Below are 15,610 nucleotides of genomic sequence, written 5' to 3'. Positions count from 1 at the left end.
GGCGCACCGCCACACCCGGTTCGCGTTCGACAAGGAGGCTGCCCATGTCCGCCGAACCGTCCTCCGTCCCCACCTCCTCCTCCGCTCCCCGCTTCGGCGTCTGGCTCGTCGGGGCCCGTGGGTCCGTCGCGACCACCGCCGTCGTGGGGTGCGCGGCCGTCGCCGCCGGGCTCCATCCGCCGACCGGCATGGTCACCGAGACCACCGACTTCGCCGCGAGCGGCCTGCCCCCGCTGTCGTCCCTCGTCTTCGGCGGGCACGACACCGTCGACTGCCCGCTGCCCAAACGCGCCGAGCACCTCGCCGACGGCGGCGTCCTCCCGCACGGCCTCCCCGCCGCCGTGCACGCCGAACTCGTCACCGCCGACCGGGAGATCAGGCCCGGTGGCCCCACCCCCGGTGACGCGGACACCGTTCCCGCCCGCACCGACGACGACTGGATCGACGTCTTCGCCGCCGACATCCGCGACTTCACCGACCGCAACGACCTCGCCGGCACCGTCGTCGTGAACGTCGCCTCCACCGAGCCCGCCCCCGCGGACGGCGCGCTCCCGCCCAGCTCCCTCTACGCGGCCGCAGCCCTCCGCGCCGGCTGCGGCTACGTCAACTTCACCCCCTCCACCGGCCTCCACCACCCCGCGCTGGCCGAGCTCGCCGCCGAGGCGGGCGTGCCGTACGCGGGCCGTGACGGCAAGACCGGGCAGACCCTGCTGCGCTCCGTGCTGGGGCCGATGTTCCAGCAGCGCGCCCTCGCCGTGCGTGCCTGGTCCGGCACCAACCTCCTGGGCGGCGGCGACGGCGCCGCCCTCGCCGACCCCGCCGCGGCCGCCGCGAAGAACGCCGGCAAGGAACGCGTCCTCGCCGACACCCTCGGCGCGGCGCCGGAGGGCGAGGTGCACATCGACGACGTGCCCGCGCTGGGCGACTGGAAGACGGCCTGGGACCACATCGCCTTCGACGGCTTCCTCGGGTCCCGCATGATCCTCCAGACCATCTGGCAGGGCTGCGACTCCGCCCTCGCCGCGCCGCTCGTGCTCGACCTGGCCCGGCTGCTGCTCCGCGCCCGGCAGAAGGGCCTCACCGGCCCGCTGGGCGAACTCGGCTTCTACTTCAAGGACCCGGTCGGTGACGGCCCGTCCTCCCTGGGGGAGCAGTACACGGAGCTGAAACGCTTCGCCGCACGCCTGTGCGACGACGCGGGGGACAGCGGGGCGGAGCGATGACCCACACCGCGACCCCGCGCCTCACCCCCGTGGACCGGGGCACCGCCCCCGCGACCCCTGCCGCCGGGGACCCCCCGCCCTCCGGCGCCCCGCGTCCCGGCCGCGCCGCCGCCTGGGCGGAACTGGTGCGGCTGCCCGCCCTGTTCACCGTCCCCGGCGACACCCTCGCCGGTGTCGCCGCGGCCGGCCGGCGGCCCGGACCCCGCGCCCTGCTCCCCATCGGCTCCTCCCTGTGCCTGTACGCGGCCGGCATGGTGCTGAACGACTGGGCCGACCGCGCCGAGGACGCCGTGGAACGCCCCCACCGTCCCCTCCCGTCCGGACGGGTCCGCCCCGCCGCCGCGTTCACCGCCGCCTGCGGCCTCACCGGCGCCGGACTGCTGCTCGCCGCCCGCGCCGGACGCCCCGCCCTCGCGGTGGCCACCCCGCTGGCGGCGACCGTCTGGGTGTACGACCTGGCGCTGAAGCACACGCCCGCGGGTCCCGCCGCGATGGCCGCCGCCCGTGGGCTGGACCTGCTGATGGGCGGCGCCGCCGCCGGCTCCGCCCGGGCGGCGGCGCCCTCCGCCGCCCTCCTCGGCTGCCACACCCTCGCCGTCACCGCCGTCTCCCGGCGCGAGACCACCGGCGGCTCGGCGACGGCCCCGCTCGCCGCCCTCGCGGCGACGGGCGCGCTGACCCGGCTGGTCACCCACCGCCGCATCCGACTCCCGGCAGGCCGACGGGCAGCAGCCGCCCCCGGCCTGCCGGGTCCCGCCCCGGGCGGCATCCGGCCCACGCCCGCCGGCGCCGTCACCGCCGCGCTGGCCGCCGCCTACGCCGCCACGGCCGCGCGGCCGTACTTCCACGCCGCGCTCAACCCCTCACCCCCGCTCACCCAGCGCGCGGTCGGCGGCGGCATCCGCGCCACGGTCCCCCTGCAGGCGGCGCTCACCGCCCGGTCCGGGGCGACCGCCACGTCCCTGCTGATCGCGGCCCTGGCCCCGGCCGGCCGGTTGTTCGCCCGCCGGCGCGCCATGAGGGGAGTGAGCATCACATGACCGCGCACGCACCCGCCACGCTGCCGCTGCGCTTCGGCTACGGCACCAACGGCCTCGCCGACCTCCGCCTCGACGACGCCCTCGGCCTGCTGGCCGACCTCGGCTACGACGGCGTGGGTCTGACCCTCGACCACATGCACCTCGACCCGCTCGCCCCCGACCTCGCGGCCCGCACCCGGCACGTCGCGCGCCGCCTGGACGCACTGGGGCTCGGCGTCACCGTGGAGACCGGCGCCCGCTACGTGCTGGACCCCCGGCGCAAGCACGGCCCGTCCCTGCTCGATGCCGACCCCGACGACCGCGCGCGCCGTGCGGACCTGCTGGTGCGGGCCGTGCGGGTCGCGGCCGACCTCGGGGCGCACGCCGTGCACTGCTTCAGCGGCACCCTCCCCGACGGCACCGACGAGGACACCGCGTGGAAGCGCCTCACCGAGGCCCTCACCCCGGTGCTGGACGCGGCGTCCGCCGCCGGCGTCCCGCTCGCCGTCGAACCGGAACCCGGTCACCTCCTCGCCACCCTCGCCGACTTCCACCACCTGCGCCGCGCCCTCGGCGACCCCGAGCCGCTCGGCCTCACCCTGGACATCGGCCACTGCCAGTGCCTGGAACCCCTCTCGCCCGCCGACTGCGTCCGCGAGGCCGCGCCCTGGCTGCGCCACGTGCAGATCGAGGACATGCGCCGCGCGGTCCACGAGCACCTGCCGCTGGGCGAGGGGGAGATCGACTTCCCGCCCGTCCTCGCGGCGCTCGCCGCCACCGGATACCGGGGCCTGACCGTCGTCGAACTGCCCCGGCACTCCCATGCCGGCCCCCGCTACGCCGCCCACTCGCTGCCCTACCTGCGCCGCGCCGCCCGGCTCGCGGCGGAGCGCACCACCGGTCCGTCCACCGTCCCCTCTCACGGCGATCCCTCCGCCACCCCCGAAGGGAGCAGCACCCCATGAACCGCCCGCACGCAGCACCGGCCGGCCCGGACGCCGACACCACCGGCAGACCGGCCGCCCCCGGCGACGGCACCACCCCCGCCGTCACCCCGCCCGCCGACCTGCGCCGCCGGCTCGCGGCCCGGCTCGGCGGCGCCGCCCGCGCCTGGTTCGACCAGGCCCTGGACGAGGCCACCGCCCACCCCGGCGCCCACGGACCGATCTCGGTGTGGGAGCTGCGCCTCGCCGAGGCGGGCCGCCGCTGCGGACCCGAACACGCCGACGCCGTCCGCGTCCTCATCCTGCACGCGGCCCGCGCCGACGCCGACGCCCTGACCCGCGTCTACCACCAGGGCACCGCCGACGAACGACGCGCCGTCCTGCACGCCCTGCCCCACCTGGTGCCCGGACCCGAGGCGCTCCCGCTCGTCGAGGACGCCCTGCGCACCAACGACACCCGGCTGGTCGCCGCCGCCCTCGGCCCTTACGGCGCCCGCCACCTCGACGCCCACGCCTGGCGGCACGCCGTACTGAAGTGCCTGTTCACCGGCGTCGCCGTCGACCTGGTCGCGGACCTCGCCCGGCGCGCCCGCGGCGACGCCGAACTCGCCCGCATGCTCGGCGACTACGCCGCCGAACGCACCGCCGCGGGCCGCACCGTCCCGGAGGACCTGCACCGCGTCCTGGCCCTGACCGGGTCCGCCGCCCCGACGCACGGCACGGACGGCCCGGACACCCCCCACGGCAAGGAGTCCTGATGCGCATCTTCGACCCCCACATCCACATGACGTCGCGCACCACCGACGACTACGAGGCCATGTACGCCGCGGGCGTCCGCGCCGTCGTCGAACCCTCCTTCTGGCTCGGCCAGCCCCGCACCTCCCCGGCCTCCTTCTTCGACTACTTCGACTCCCTCCTCGGCTGGGAACCCTTCCGCGCCGCCCAGTACGGCATCGCCCACCACTGCACCCTCGCCCTCAACCCCAAGGAGGCGGGCGACCCGCGCTGCACCCCCGTCCTCGACGCGCTGCCCCGCTATCTGGTCAAGGACAACGTCGTCGCCGTCGGCGAGATCGGCTACGACTCCATGACGCCCGCCGAGGACACCGCCCTCGCCGCCCAGCTCCAGATGGCCGCCGACCACGGGCTGCCCGCGCTGGTGCACACCCCGCACCGCGACAAGCTCGCCGGACTGCGCCGCACGCTCGACGTGGTCCGCGAGTCCGCGCTGCCGGTGGAGCGGGTGCTGATCGACCACCTCAACGAGACCACGGTCAAGGAGGCCAAGGACAGCGGCGCCTGGCTCGGCTTCTCCGTCTATCCCGACACCAAGATGGACGAGGAGCGGATGGTCGCCGTTCTGCGCGCCTACGGCCCGGAGCAGGTGCTGGTGAACTCCGCCGCCGACTGGGGGAGAAGCGATCCGCTCAAGACCCGCAAGGTCGCGGACCGGATGCTCGCCGAGGGCTTCACCGAGGACGACGTCGACCGCGTGCTGTGGCGCAACCCGGTCGCCTTCTACGGCCTCAGCGGCCGCCTCGACCTGGACGTCACCGCCACCGAGGCCACCCACGAGGGCAACTCCATCCTGCGCGGGGCGCCCAGGGACGAGCCGCGGCCGGACACCGCCGACGCCACGGGGGCGTGAGCCATGCGCTTCCGCCACCCCGACGGCTCCACCGTCCACCTCGCCTACTGCACCAACGTCCACCCCGCCGAGACCCTCGACGGCGTCCTCGCCCAGCTCCGCGACCACTGCGAACCCGTCCGCCGGCGCCTCGGCCGGGACCGGCTCGGCATCGGCCTGTGGCTGGCCAAGGACGCCGCCCGCGCCCTGGTGACCGACCCCGCCGCCCTGCGCGGCCTGCGCTGCGCACTCGAACGGCGCGGCCTGGAGGTCGTCACCCTCAACGGCTTCCCCTACGAGGGCTTCGGCGCCGAGGAGGTCAAGTACCGCGTCTACAAGCCGGACTGGGCCGACCCCGAACGCCTGGAGCACACCGCCGCCCTCGCCCGCGTGCTGGCCGCACTGCTCCCCGACGACGTCACCGAGGGCAGCATCTCCACCCTCCCGCTCGCCTGGCGCACCGCCTACGACGACGAACGCGCGGCCACCGCCCGCACCGCCCTGCGCACCCTCGCCGAACGCCTCGACGCGCTGGAGGACCTCACCGGACGCTCCGTCCGCGTCGCCCTCGAACCCGAACCGGGCTGCGTCGTCGAGACCACCCGCGACGCCATCGCGCCCCTCACCGCCGTCGGCCACGACCGCGTCGGCATCTGCGTCGACACCTGCCACCTCGCCACCTCCTTCGAGGATCCCGACACCGCCCTGGACGACCTCGCCGGGGCCGGCGTCCCCGTCGTCAAGGCCCAGCTGTCCGCCGCCCTGCACGCCGAACAGCCGCACCTCCCCGAGGTCCGCGAGGCCCTGTCCGCCTTCGCCGAACCCCGCTTCCTGCACCAGACCCGCACCCCCACGAGCGCGGGACTGCGCGGCGCCGACGACCTCGACGAGGCCCTGACCGGCGACGCCCTGCCCGACACCGGCCCCTGGCGCTCCCACTTCCACGTCCCGCTGCACGCGGCCCCCGCCGCGCCCCTCACCTCCACGCTCCCCGTCCTCACCTCCGTGCTGACCCGGCTCGTCGGCGGCCCGCACCCGCTCACCCGCCACCTCGAGGTGGAGACCTACACCTGGCAGGCGCTCCCGCCCGAGCTGCGCCCCCGCGGCCGCGCCCAGCTCGCCGACGGCATCGCCGCCGAACTCACCCTGGCCCGCGACCTGCTGACGGACCTCGGCCTGAAGGAACTCCCATGACCGGCCCCACCCCCCTGCTCGTCCTCGACGTCGTGGGCCTCACCCCCCGTCTGCTCGACCACATGCCCCACCTCAAGACCCTCGGACAGACCGGGTCCCGCGCCCCGCTCGGCACCGTGCTGCCCGCCGTCACCTGCGCCGCCCAGTCCACCTTCCTCACCGGCGTCATGCCCTCCGAACACGGCATCGTCGGCAACGGCTGGTACTTCCGGGAACTCGGCGACGTCCTGCTGTGGCGGCAGCACAACGGCCTCGTCTCCGGCGACAAGCTCTGGGACGCCGCCCGACGCGTCCATCCCGGCTACACCGTCGCCAACATCTGCTGGTGGTACGCCATGGGCGCGGACACCGACATCACCGTCACCCCCCGCCCCGTCTACTACGCCGACGGCCGCAAGGAACCCGACTGCTACACCCGGCCGCCCGCGCTGCACGACGAACTCACCGAGAAGTTCGGCACCTTCCCCCTCTTCCACTTCTGGGGACCCGGCGCCGACCTGGTCTCCAGCCAGTGGATCATCGACGCCACCCGCCACGTCCTGCGCACCCGGCGCCCCGACCTGACCCTCTGCTACCTCCCTCACCTCGACTACGACCTGCAGCGCTTCGGCCCCGACGACCCGCGCTCCCTGAAGGCCGCCGCCGACCTCGACGCGGCCCTCGCCCCGCTGCTGGACGACGCCCGCGCCGAGGGACGCACCGTCGTCGCCCTGTCCGAGTACGGCATCACCCGCGTGAACCGGCCGGTGGACGTCAACCGCGCCCTGCGCCGCGCGGGCCTGCTCGAGGTCCACACCCAGGACGGCATGGAGTACCTCGACCCGATGGCCTCCCGCGCCTTCGCGGTCGCCGACCACCAGATCGCCCATGTCTACGTGCGCCGCCCCGAGGACCTCGACGCCGCCCGGGAGGCCCTCGACGGCCTGCCCGGCATCGAGCAGCTCCTCGACGACGAGGGCAAGAAGGCCCACCACCTCGACCACCCGCGGGCCGGCGAACTCGTCGCCGTCGCCGAACCCGACGCCTGGTTCACGTACTACTACTGGCTCGACGACGACCGCGCGCCCGACTTCGCGCAGCTCGTCGAGATCCACCGCAAACCCGGCTACGACCCCGTCGAGCTGTTCATGGACCCCCACGACCCCTACGTCAAGGTCAAGGCGGCCGCCGCGCTGGCCCGCAAGAAACTCGGCATGCGCTACCGCATGGCGGTCGTGCCCCTCGACGGCTCACCTGTTCGCGGCAGCCACGGCCGCCTCCCCGCGAGCGACGACGACGGTCCGCTCCTCATCTGCTCCACCCCCCGCGCTGTCGGCGACCGCGTGGCGGCCACCGACGTCAAGCACCTCCTGCTCCGGCTCGCCGGACTCGGCTGACACCGCACCACGCACGGCCGCCGACTTCCGACTACCGAGAGTGAAACACACGGCACTGACAACGGCCGGTCCCGCAGCCGCCGGGACCGGCCACGACCGAGAAGGCAGGCACCCGTGACCTCGTACTCCGACCCCTCCCGCCCCTCCGGCACCGACGCCGCCCCGCTCACCGACACCCCGGACGAGGCGCTGCGCCGCAGCCTCGGCGTGGCCCGGCGCCGCTTCCTGAGCACCTGCACCGCCGTGGCGGCCGGCGCCGTCGCCGCCCCCGTCCTCGGCGCCGCCCCGGCCCTGGCCCACGGCGGAGACCACGGCCACGGCCACGGCCACGGTCATGGGCACGACCACGACCACGGCCGTGGCCGGGTGCTCGTCCCGCCGCACAAGCGCGGCATCATCCTCTACACCGTCCGTGACGCGACCGCCCGCGACCCGCTCGCCAGTGACCTGCCCTCGGGCTTCCGCGAGGTGTTCAAGCAGCTCGCCCGGCACGGCTACCGCCAGGTCGAGTTCGCCGGCTACCGCCAGCACCCGAACGCGCCCGGCGGCGACAACCTCGAAACGGTGCAGGGCGCGAAGCTCCTGCGCCGCTGGCTCGACGACTACGGACTGCGCGCCCAGGGCAACCACGGCTTCATACCGTCGTCCTGGCCGCTGACCGCCGCCGACAAGGACACCTTCAAGAAGCACCTGGAGATCGCCAACATCCTCGGCATGGACCACATGGGCACCGGCGGCGACCCCACCGGCAGCTCCTACCGCGCCGACTGGGACGTGGCCGCCGACAAGTGGAACGCGCTCGGCGAGATCGCCCGCCGCGAGGGCATCAAGCTCTACACCCACAACCACGACAGCGCGTACGGCTTCCTGCTCGACCGGGGCCCGCTGGACGACCAGGGCCGGCCGACCCGCAGCTCGGGCGTCCGGAAGCTGGAGTACTTCCTGAAGGTCACCGACCCGAAGCTGGTCTGGCTGGAGATGGACATCTTCTGGGCGCACGTCGCCCAGTACAAGTTCCACACCTACACCGCCCCCGACGGCTCCACCCGCAGGAGCGTCTTCGACCCGGCGGGCCTGGTCGTCCGGTACAACAAGCGCTACCCGCTGTTCCACGCCAAGGACGGCGTCGTCGACACCGGCAACGGCATGGGCTGGGACATGGTGCCGTTCGGCACCGGCGACATCGACTACACGACGTTCTTCTCCCGCGTCGGGCTGAGCGACTACCGCAACCCGATGGTGGAGGACGACAACGCCCCGAGCGGGACCGACCCCGCGCAGTCACTGCGCGAGGCCAAGATCAGCTACGACAACATGGCGGCCCTGCGCAGGCGCCGCCGCTGACCGCGTGACGACGGACGGGGCGGTCGCGGCCGGGCGTGTCCCCTTGCACCGCCGCGAGGAGGCCGCCGCGCCCCGCCCCGCTCGTCACCGCCGCACCGCGCGGAGCCGTCCGGCCCGGCCGGCGCGATCGTCCCGGTCGCCGCACGCGCGCGGCGACCGGGAGGAACTGCCCGGGGGCTTCGGCGCGCCCTGACGCGGAACCCGTCGTCGTCGGCGGGCGGGCTCCTGGTCCGCGCGGTGCCCGGGACCCGGCGGCTGAGCGGCCGCCGGGAGGGTTCCCGGACGACCGGCCGACGCCCCCCAGCCGGTCGCGGCCCCGTCGCGCGGGACGTGCCCCCGACCGCTCCGGGACGACGGAAACGCAGGTGAAAGGCGCTCCGAAACCTTGGTATGGTTGTCCATGTCGCCGCGGGGGAACACCCCCGCACGCGACAGACACCTTGTCCGGGTGGCGGAATGGCAGACGCGCTAGCTTGAGGTGCTAGTGCCCTTTATCGGGCGTGGGGGTTCAAGTCCCCCCTCGGACACTTCGTTCCATCGAGGGCCTCGACCACACGGTCGGGGCCCTCGTGACGTCCCGGGCCCCGGCCGGCGAGGCGGCTCACGAGGCCGTGCCCTCCAGCACCGTGATGTCGGTGATCCGCGGCCGGCCGTACCGGGCGAGGATCTCGTTGGCGAGGGCGACGGTCCGCAACGGGTTGTCCCGCTGCCGGTGGGACGCGATGTCCGCGGCGAGGAGCCCGGCGGGCACGGCCCCGGCATCGAGGAGTGCCCGCCACTCCGCGGGCGGGAGCTCCAGGTACTCGAGGTGGGTGAGCCGGGCGATCTCACGGGGGTCGGCGAGAGTGCCGGGACAGGCGGTGAGGCTCCTCAGGCGCGGCAGACCGAAGACAGGGGCGAGACCGAGGGGCTCCTTCTCCCACACCCCGAGGTTGAGCACCTCCAGGCCGGGATGGGCGGCGGCCTCGATGCCGGGGAGGGAGGAGCGGTTGACGTGGGCGACGAGGGGTGGCCGTTCGGTCCTTCGGACCGGCCGGCCGTCGAGGTGACGGTGGACGACCATGTCGGTGAGGGAGTCGGCGACCAGCTCGGCGCCGACGGTCTCCTCGTGGCTGATGATGATCACCTGCCCGAGGTGCCCGTCCGGGCCCGGGGTGAGGTCGACGGCGATGCGGTCCCCGCCGCCGTTGTCGCCGAAGACGATCCAGCCCGGCGAGCCGACCAGCCCCTGCACGGCGTCCTCCGGCCACGTCCCGACGGCCTTCGTGGCGGCGTACCGCCACGGCACCTGCCGGGACGCCGCGTCGGCGACGTACACCTCGCCGAGGGGAAGCAGCTCGCAGCCGATGGCGTCGTACGGCTCCTGGTGGTCGGCCCAGTCCTCGTACCGTCCCCGCACGACCTGGTACAAGGCCCTCAGCTCGGGCGGCAGCGGCAGGCCCAGACGCGCCTCGGCCGCCGCGATCTCCTCCTCCGAGGCGCCCACCGCGTCCGGGAGCCGTTCGCGGAGGGTGCGGCGCAGCAGTGTCACGTCCGCGGACGGGGCCGGCGCCGCGTCCGGCACGGGATCGGGCAGGCGGCGTACCGGCTCGGGCAGGGCTCCGTCCGCGAGGAGGAGCGTCCCCGGATGCGCAGTGGCGATACCCGGCTCCGTCGAGGAGCCCGTTCCGATGAGGTGCAGCCGCACACCACCGGCGGCGGAGGACGCCTCGACGACGAAGGAGACGCCGCTGCCCCCTTCCTCCCGGAGCGCTTCGACGATCAGGCCCACGGCGTCGTACTGCTCCTGGTTGTCGGAGACGAGTGAGGCACGCCCCCGCTGCCGAGGCCGGCGCGACAGCGGAACACTCCAGCCGCCGGGACTGATCCGCCCGGCCACGTGCCCGCCGGGCGCGGCGAGTGTGTCCGCGTGCTCGGCGTGGACGAGGCGCAGCAGGGGCCGCCAGGTGGCGAAGTCATGGAGCGAGGACAAGGGAAGATCTCTCCGAAGGTGTGATCGACGGTCACGGTCAGAGCAGGACGAGCAGCTTGGTCCCGGGGACCAGCTTCCTGTTGACGGAGGTCGACTGGACGAACACGGTGTAGGCCTCGTTGCTCCCCGGCGTCACCGTGACCTCCGTCGCCGGCAGGCCCAGGAGCTGACGGGCGGCGGGACCGGTGAACACCTTCCCGGTCGTCCGGCCGGTGGCCGGGTCCTTCTCCGCCACGGCGATCTGCTTGCCGGCCTGGATCTTCTCGCGCTTGGACAGTTCGTAGAAGGCGCAGCCCGTCCTGTACGGATGCCCGGCGCTGGTGACGAAGTCGCGGATCGACGTCCGCTGGTCCACCGGGATCAGCACGTACTTGCCGGCGTCCAGGGCCCGGAGGTTCGACTTCACGTCCGCCGCGCTCAGGTCCTGGCCCATCGCGAAGAGGTTCCTGGTGCCGCGTACGCCCTGCTCGCGGTCGCGCAGGAACTTCGTGGCGGCCGTCTTGACGGCACCGATCGCCTCCTCGACGCCCTGGTCCGAGTCGGCGTCCCAGATCGAGATGTTGCCCGTCGGGAAGCCGTACTGCTGGGCGGTGCGCTTGGCCAGGGAGTTCGGCACCATGATGGCCGAGGTCCAGTGGTCCGGCAGGCTGCTCAGCTTGCCGGCGATCCTGCCGCGCCACTCGTCCAGGACGGCGCGGCCGTCGGGCATGAGGTCGTGTCGCGAGCCGGTCGTGTCGGCGCCGGAGGCGTTCTCCTCGCCGTCGGTGACGACGACCTGGAGGAAGCTGTGCTCGCCGTACTCCTCCCATATGTGACCGAGGTCGTCGAGCGCCTTCACCGAGGCCTGGATCAGCGCCGTCGCGCCGTTCTCGACGGTGTACAGCCCCCGCATGGACGGCAGGTGCTTGACGTCCATGTCCCACACCAGGTTCTCGACGAGGTGGTCGAAGGCGTAGAGGCTGATCCGGGTCTCGTGCCCGAGCCGGTCGGACTCCTCCGCCAGTCCTTTCACGAACTCGTCGACCACGCGCACGAGTTGCTCCGAGTGGCCTCGCATCGAGCCGGACTTGTCGATGACGAGAGCGACGTGGTTCACGAAGTGCTTCTTGAGCCGGTCCCTCACCGTGGCGCTCATCGCGTCCATCCCCTTCCCCCTCAGCCGTCGGGGAAGCTCCCCGACGTCCTTCTCCGCAGGCAGACGTGTCCACCCGAGGCGCGAACGCCGGGATGGATGCTGGTCCGTCCAGATGATGGCTTCACCTTAGGGAGCGGCACTGACAAAACGTGCTGAGCTGCGGTTTCGCGTGCGGGGCAGCTATCGCCTCGCCCGAACTCCTCGCCTGGGAGGAACCGCTGGACGGTCGCAGCGACCTGTACGCGGTGGGCCGCCTGCCGCACCACATGCTCACCGGCCACCCTCCCTTCCGCGGCAGGGGGCCCGCCGAGACGGTGACCCGGCGCCTCACCGCGCCCCCGCCCGCCGTCCGCCTCGGCGGCCGACCGGGCGTGGAGGTCCCGGCCGGGGACGCGTCCGTGCCGCACGGCGTTGGCGCACAGCTCTGCCCGGCGCCGGGGCGGAGGGGAGGAGGAAGTGGTGTCGAACCGGGAGCCGCTCCGGCGTGAGCCGCCTGTCGTCGTCCCGCGGTGTCGGAAGTGGCCGGCCGTCTCTCCCGGTCCCGGGCACCCGGTGGCAGCCTGATGTGACGTACGGCCCTCACGGACGGCCCCGCCTCCACGATCCGCCGCGGGAAGCGCCGCGTACGGCCAGGCCGTCCGGGACCGGGCGTGCAGTTCGCCGAACTCCTCCGGCGCGTCCCTGACGGCGGATGATCCGGTTCCACCCGCTGGACGCGAGCTGTGGTGCGCGCGGGGACGCGTCGCCGCGAGGGCGCTCCCCTTGCCGATCACATGCGCCGCCGGTAGAAATCCCGGACCGCTGACGACCCGCCATGGGCCCCTCACCATGGAGGCGGTGAGCCCGAGGTCCGTGCGCGGGCGTCAGTGATCGTGTCCTCGCCGGGACCGTGGGTGGGGACCAGTACGGGTGACTTCGTGCTGCCGTTCCGCGTGAGTCCGTGAGCACCAGAGGGGGCAGCGACATGGAGACATCCCTGGCGCGCCCGGGCGGCCACCCCCGGGTTCGCCACGGTGCTCGGGGAAGGGGCGTCCGCGGACACCGCATCCGGACAACTCGCGAGGACGTCCCACTGCACCGTTGAAATAAAGCCGGTTGATGGTTGATGGTTCACCTGAAACTCCATTCCGACAGAGCACTGACCGGAAGGAACCACGACCATGAAGAGCCGATCCAAGAGACTGGCGCTGGGCGCCGTGGCGGCCGTCGCGGTGAGTCTCGCGCTCCCGGCGACCCCCGCTTCAGCCACCGAGGAGATCGACTGCGCCGCCGGCACGGACGCCGTGCGGGTGACGTACCTGGAGAACGGCACGGAGCACAGCCGGTGCTGGACCGGCCCCGGTGACGTCCCGCTCGGACAGGGCGGTGTCACGTCCTTCTCCTCGGGCGCCCACGAGGTGGTCGTCTTCTGGAGGACGGACTACGGGTGGGACGTCGCGGTGCTCCCGCCCCACACGCCGGCCCCCTTCACCGGTGCCGACACCTACCACGTCTACGGTTTCCACGTCAGGTAACCGCTGACGGCGGCCGACCGGCCGGTCCGTCCGGGCCGGTCCGGTCGGCCGCGACGTGCGGCGGCGAGGAGGAGGCCGCGGCCGGACTCGGCGTCGGGGTCCGGGGGCGCGGTGACGGCGGGCCGGCGTTCGGCGCGGGTGCCCGAGACCTCCACGCGCAGCCGTTCGCCGTCCGCCTCGGTGGTCGGCCGGACGTGGAGGTCCCGGCCGGGGACACGTCCGTGCCGCACGGCGTTCGCGCTGGCTCGGCGGTGATCAGCGTCAGCGTCTCGTTGACCTCGCTGTCGTAGGGGTGGCCCCAGGCGCTCAGGCAGTGCGCGACGAACAGCCGCGCCAGCCGGCCGCCCCGTGGGGTCGAGGCGAACGACATCGCGAACTCACTGGCCCCCGTGGGGCCGGCGGAGGGGAAAGCGGTGTGTGCATGCGGCCGGCGTGGCGGCCGGGCCGGGCGTGTCATCAGGAGCGACGCCTGTACGGCCGCGCGCTGTGCACGGCCGCCGGATCGGGGCGGGGGAGGAGGGGGGAGTGGCGCGAAAGCGCTGCCGCACGGCGGGATCACCCCCGGCGGCACCGTTCCCGAAGCTCCGCGAGGACCGCCTTCTCACGGGAGGTGACGTCACCGTCCACGGTGGCCACGCGCTCCGGGTGTACAGGCAAGGGCTATACGCGCGTGGGCGGACGTGTGCGCGATCGGCCTCGCCGAGGGGCTCCGGCGGAACTGGCACGGGCCTCACAGGCCCTGGCCCCGCTGCGCGAACACGCACACGCGGGCGCCGTGGCGGGCCCGCCCCCCGGCTCGTACGTACGGCGTTGCGGCGGGGGCGCGGGAGGGCCAGGTGCGTGTCCCCGGACTGAGCGGGGACGACGGCCGGATGCCCGCGGCGGGACGCGGGGCGGGGTGCGGCGTTCGTCCTTCAGCCGTCCAGATCGGCGCAGAGGGTGGTCACCTTCTCGTGGGCCGTCTCCGCTTCGGCGCCCTCCACCTTGAAGGTCCGCAGGTGGCCGTGGACGTCTTGGAAGGCCTCGTTCAGAGCCTTGTAGCGGTCGTCCAGTTCGGCGGCCGTCTGGGCCAGATAGGCGGCGCTGATGGCGCGGTTGAAGTGGTGCGCGGCGTCCTTGTCGCCGCTGGCCAGCGTGCTGAACGCCGGAACCCGCTGCCACGCCTGGCAGGCGCCCGCCGCGTCGGCCGCCGCGTCGTCGACGCCGGTCCCGGAGGCCGCGCTGTCCGGCCCGGACCACAGGAGCCAGCCGACGCCCAGGCCCGCACCGGCGGCGACGACGGCGGCCACCACCGGCGCGACCCACCGGGAGGGAGGGCGATGAGCGGCGGGGGGAGCCGGCGGGGTGGAGGGAGGAGGCGGCGGGGGAGTGGGCGCGGTCATCGAAGCGGCTTCCTTCGGTCTACGGGGTACACGGAGAGGCGATCCCGGCACGGGGACCGACAGCAAGTGAACCACTTGCGTCACCGGGCAAGTCGTCGGGGAACGCGTCGAGTTGGCTGGGCATCAGGAGCGCTCGGCTGTCCCGCCCGGGTCCTGTACCGAGGGCGCGGTCGCGTCCGAGCGCACGCCGCCCCGCCGGTTGTGGCTGCTCCCTGGCGCGGGTGCGTGTACAGGCGGGGGCTGTGCGGGGGGAGGGCGGGGCGTCGTACGCGGTACGGGGGGTGCCGCTGTGCGGGTGGGTGAGGTGAGGTCACCGGTGACGGCTCAGGGCAGTGAGGGTGAGACGGGCATCCTGCGGTGTTCCGGGCAGCAGTTGCGGGTGCTGCGGATGAGCAGGGGGCTGACGCGGACGGAGTCGGGTGTGAAGCTCAGTTACGGCGAGGACATGGTCGCCTCGGTGGAGCTGGGGCGGCGCGTTCCGAAGCCGGAGTTCATCGAGCGGGCGGACGCGGTCCTGGAGGCCGGCGGGCTTCCGGGCGGGTGGCGGCTCGCCTCGCACGGCAGGAGATCTTCGCTCGGAAGCCCCTGCCGACGAGCAGCTTCGTGAGCGGGGAGTCGGTGCTGCGGCGGCCGATGTCGAGGTGAGGCCCCCGACCCGCGGGCAGGACACCCGCCGGAACAGGATCGAGATCAAGTTCCGCTGCAACGAGAGCGGCATCCTGCGCTTCACCGCCACCCACGTGGGGACCGGCGTGGTGCTCGCCGAGCGTGAGATAGACTCCTTCGGCCCCGACGGCACCCCCCCTGCAGCACGGCCTCGACGACGAGCTGACCCGCCTTCTGGCCCGCACCGTCCGCCCGTTCGCCGACGGATCCTCCC

The 15,610-nt window shown here is 74.1% G+C and carries 14 protein-coding genes, 1 tRNA gene and 1 pseudogene; 12 read left to right on the top strand and 4 right to left on the bottom strand.

Going from position 1 to position 15,610, the window contains the following annotated elements:
* The first annotated feature begins 44 nt into the window (after positions 1-44).
* The 9 genes from ACIQ8B_RS15405 (at position 45) to ACIQ8B_RS15365 (ending at position 9,254) form a co-directional block, all read left to right on the top strand.
* On the top strand, positions 45-1,223 hold the full coding sequence (locus ACIQ8B_RS15405; RefSeq protein ID WP_403547207.1) for an inositol-3-phosphate synthase: 1,179 nt from the start codon (positions 45-47) through the stop codon (positions 1,221-1,223).
* On the top strand, positions 1,220-2,263 hold the full coding sequence (locus ACIQ8B_RS15400) for an SCO3242 family prenyltransferase (RefSeq protein ID WP_403547205.1): 1,044 nt from the start codon (positions 1,220-1,222) through the stop codon (positions 2,261-2,263). Before ACIQ8B_RS15405 ends, ACIQ8B_RS15400 begins: the two co-directional genes overlap by 4 nt.
* Positions 2,260-3,207, top strand: coding sequence for a sugar phosphate isomerase/epimerase family protein (locus tag ACIQ8B_RS15395; protein WP_403547203.1), 948 nt, complete (start codon positions 2,260-2,262; stop codon positions 3,205-3,207). The genes ACIQ8B_RS15400 and ACIQ8B_RS15395 overlap by 4 nt, the downstream gene beginning before the upstream one ends.
* The gene (locus ACIQ8B_RS15390) at positions 3,204-3,944 is read left to right on the top strand and encodes an EboA domain-containing protein (protein WP_403547201.1); all 741 of its coding nucleotides are present in this window, start codon (positions 3,204-3,206) and stop codon (positions 3,942-3,944) included. Before ACIQ8B_RS15395 ends, ACIQ8B_RS15390 begins: the two co-directional genes overlap by 4 nt.
* Complete coding sequence (locus ACIQ8B_RS15385) at positions 3,944-4,834, top strand: TatD family hydrolase (protein WP_290011268.1); 891 nt, start codon at positions 3,944-3,946, stop codon at positions 4,832-4,834. The genes ACIQ8B_RS15390 and ACIQ8B_RS15385 overlap by 1 nt, the downstream gene beginning before the upstream one ends.
* A gap of 3 nt (positions 4,835-4,837) precedes the next feature.
* The gene (gene eboE / locus ACIQ8B_RS15380) at positions 4,838-6,007 is read left to right on the top strand and encodes a metabolite traffic protein EboE (RefSeq protein ID WP_403547199.1); all 1,170 of its coding nucleotides are present in this window, start codon (positions 4,838-4,840) and stop codon (positions 6,005-6,007) included.
* The gene (locus tag ACIQ8B_RS15375; protein ID WP_403547197.1) at positions 6,004-7,383 is read left to right on the top strand and encodes a nucleotide pyrophosphatase/phosphodiesterase family protein; all 1,380 of its coding nucleotides are present in this window, start codon (positions 6,004-6,006) and stop codon (positions 7,381-7,383) included. Before eboE ends, ACIQ8B_RS15375 begins: the two co-directional genes overlap by 4 nt.
* A gap of 114 nt (positions 7,384-7,497) precedes the next feature.
* A complete protein-coding gene (locus ACIQ8B_RS15370; RefSeq protein WP_403547195.1) occupies positions 7,498-8,727 on the top strand; it encodes a sugar phosphate isomerase/epimerase family protein in 1,230 nt (409 codons plus the stop codon).
* A 442-nt stretch (positions 8,728-9,169) separates the two neighbouring features.
* A tRNA-Leu gene (locus ACIQ8B_RS15365) sits at positions 9,170-9,254 on the top strand.
* A 74-nt stretch (positions 9,255-9,328) separates the two neighbouring features.
* On the opposite strand, the gene ACIQ8B_RS15360 is transcribed toward ACIQ8B_RS15365, so the two are convergent.
* Together ACIQ8B_RS15360 and ACIQ8B_RS15355 are read right to left on the bottom strand one after the other, a co-directional pair.
* Positions 9,329-10,699, bottom strand: coding sequence for an SMI1/KNR4 family protein (locus tag ACIQ8B_RS15360; protein ID WP_403547193.1), 1,371 nt, complete (start codon positions 10,697-10,699; stop codon positions 9,329-9,331).
* Between the two features lie 37 nt (positions 10,700-10,736).
* Entirely contained in the window at positions 10,737-11,843 is a 1,107-nt protein-coding gene (locus ACIQ8B_RS15355) for a VWA domain-containing protein (RefSeq protein WP_403547191.1), read from the bottom strand.
* 1,151 nt (positions 11,844-12,994) lie between these two features.
* Between ACIQ8B_RS15355 and ACIQ8B_RS15350 the strand changes: the two genes are divergently transcribed.
* Positions 12,995-13,348, top strand: coding sequence for a hypothetical protein (locus ACIQ8B_RS15350; protein ID WP_366252668.1), 354 nt, complete (start codon positions 12,995-12,997; stop codon positions 13,346-13,348).
* On the opposite strand, the gene ACIQ8B_RS15345 is transcribed toward ACIQ8B_RS15350, so the two are convergent.
* Positions 13,327-13,578 (bottom strand): hypothetical protein, encoded by a 252-nt coding sequence (locus ACIQ8B_RS15345; protein WP_403547189.1) that lies wholly within the window; start codon positions 13,576-13,578, stop codon positions 13,327-13,329. The genes ACIQ8B_RS15350 and ACIQ8B_RS15345 overlap by 22 nt on opposite strands.
* 684 nt (positions 13,579-14,262) lie before the next feature.
* Positions 14,263-14,730: a hypothetical protein gene (locus ACIQ8B_RS15340; RefSeq protein ID WP_403547187.1), complete on the bottom strand. Its 468-nt coding sequence runs from the start codon at positions 14,728-14,730 to the stop codon at positions 14,263-14,265.
* A 388-nt stretch (positions 14,731-15,118) separates the two neighbouring features.
* Between ACIQ8B_RS15340 and ACIQ8B_RS15335 the strand changes: the two are divergent.
* Positions 15,119-15,199, top strand: a pseudogene (locus tag ACIQ8B_RS15335) (hypothetical protein); the annotation flags it as partial.
* Positions 15,200-15,270: 71 nt separating this feature from the next.
* Positions 15,271-15,375: a hypothetical protein gene (locus ACIQ8B_RS15330; RefSeq protein ID WP_403547185.1), complete on the top strand. Its 105-nt coding sequence runs from the start codon at positions 15,271-15,273 to the stop codon at positions 15,373-15,375.
* The last annotated feature ends 235 nt before the right edge of the window (positions 15,376-15,610 follow it).

The sequence above is a fragment of the Streptomyces sp. NPDC096105 genome (genome assembly GCF_044763335.1).
In the GTDB taxonomy this organism is placed as follows: domain Bacteria; phylum Actinomycetota; class Actinomycetes; order Streptomycetales; family Streptomycetaceae; genus Streptomyces.
This window is presented reverse-complemented; position numbering and strand designations above follow the sequence as displayed.

What these genes read in the sequence shown, in the direction of transcription:
- ACIQ8B_RS15390 (WP_403547201.1), top strand. Translation starts at nt 3,204, where the DNA reads ATGAACCGCCCGCACGCAGCACCGGCCGGCCCGGACGCCGACACCACC.
- ACIQ8B_RS15400 (WP_403547205.1), top strand. Translation starts at nt 1,220, where the DNA reads ATGACCCACACCGCGACCCCGCGCCTCACCCCCGTGGACCGGGGCACC.
- ACIQ8B_RS15405 (WP_403547207.1), top strand. Translation starts at nt 45, where the DNA reads ATGTCCGCCGAACCGTCCTCCGTCCCCACCTCCTCCTCCGCTCCCCGC.
- eboE (WP_403547199.1), top strand. Translation starts at nt 4,838, where the DNA reads ATGCGCTTCCGCCACCCCGACGGCTCCACCGTCCACCTCGCCTACTGC.
- ACIQ8B_RS15395 (WP_403547203.1), top strand. Translation starts at nt 2,260, where the DNA reads ATGACCGCGCACGCACCCGCCACGCTGCCGCTGCGCTTCGGCTACGGC.
- ACIQ8B_RS15375 (WP_403547197.1), top strand. Translation starts at nt 6,004, where the DNA reads ATGACCGGCCCCACCCCCCTGCTCGTCCTCGACGTCGTGGGCCTCACC.
- ACIQ8B_RS15340 (WP_403547187.1), bottom strand. Translation starts at nt 14,730, where the DNA reads ATGACCGCGCCCACTCCCCCGCCGCCTCCTCCCTCCACCCCGCCGGCT.
- ACIQ8B_RS15350 (WP_366252668.1), top strand. Translation starts at nt 12,995, where the DNA reads ATGAAGAGCCGATCCAAGAGACTGGCGCTGGGCGCCGTGGCGGCCGTC.
- ACIQ8B_RS15355 (WP_403547191.1), bottom strand. Translation starts at nt 11,843, where the DNA reads ATGGACGCGATGAGCGCCACGGTGAGGGACCGGCTCAAGAAGCACTTC.
- ACIQ8B_RS15385 (WP_290011268.1), top strand. Translation starts at nt 3,944, where the DNA reads ATGCGCATCTTCGACCCCCACATCCACATGACGTCGCGCACCACCGAC.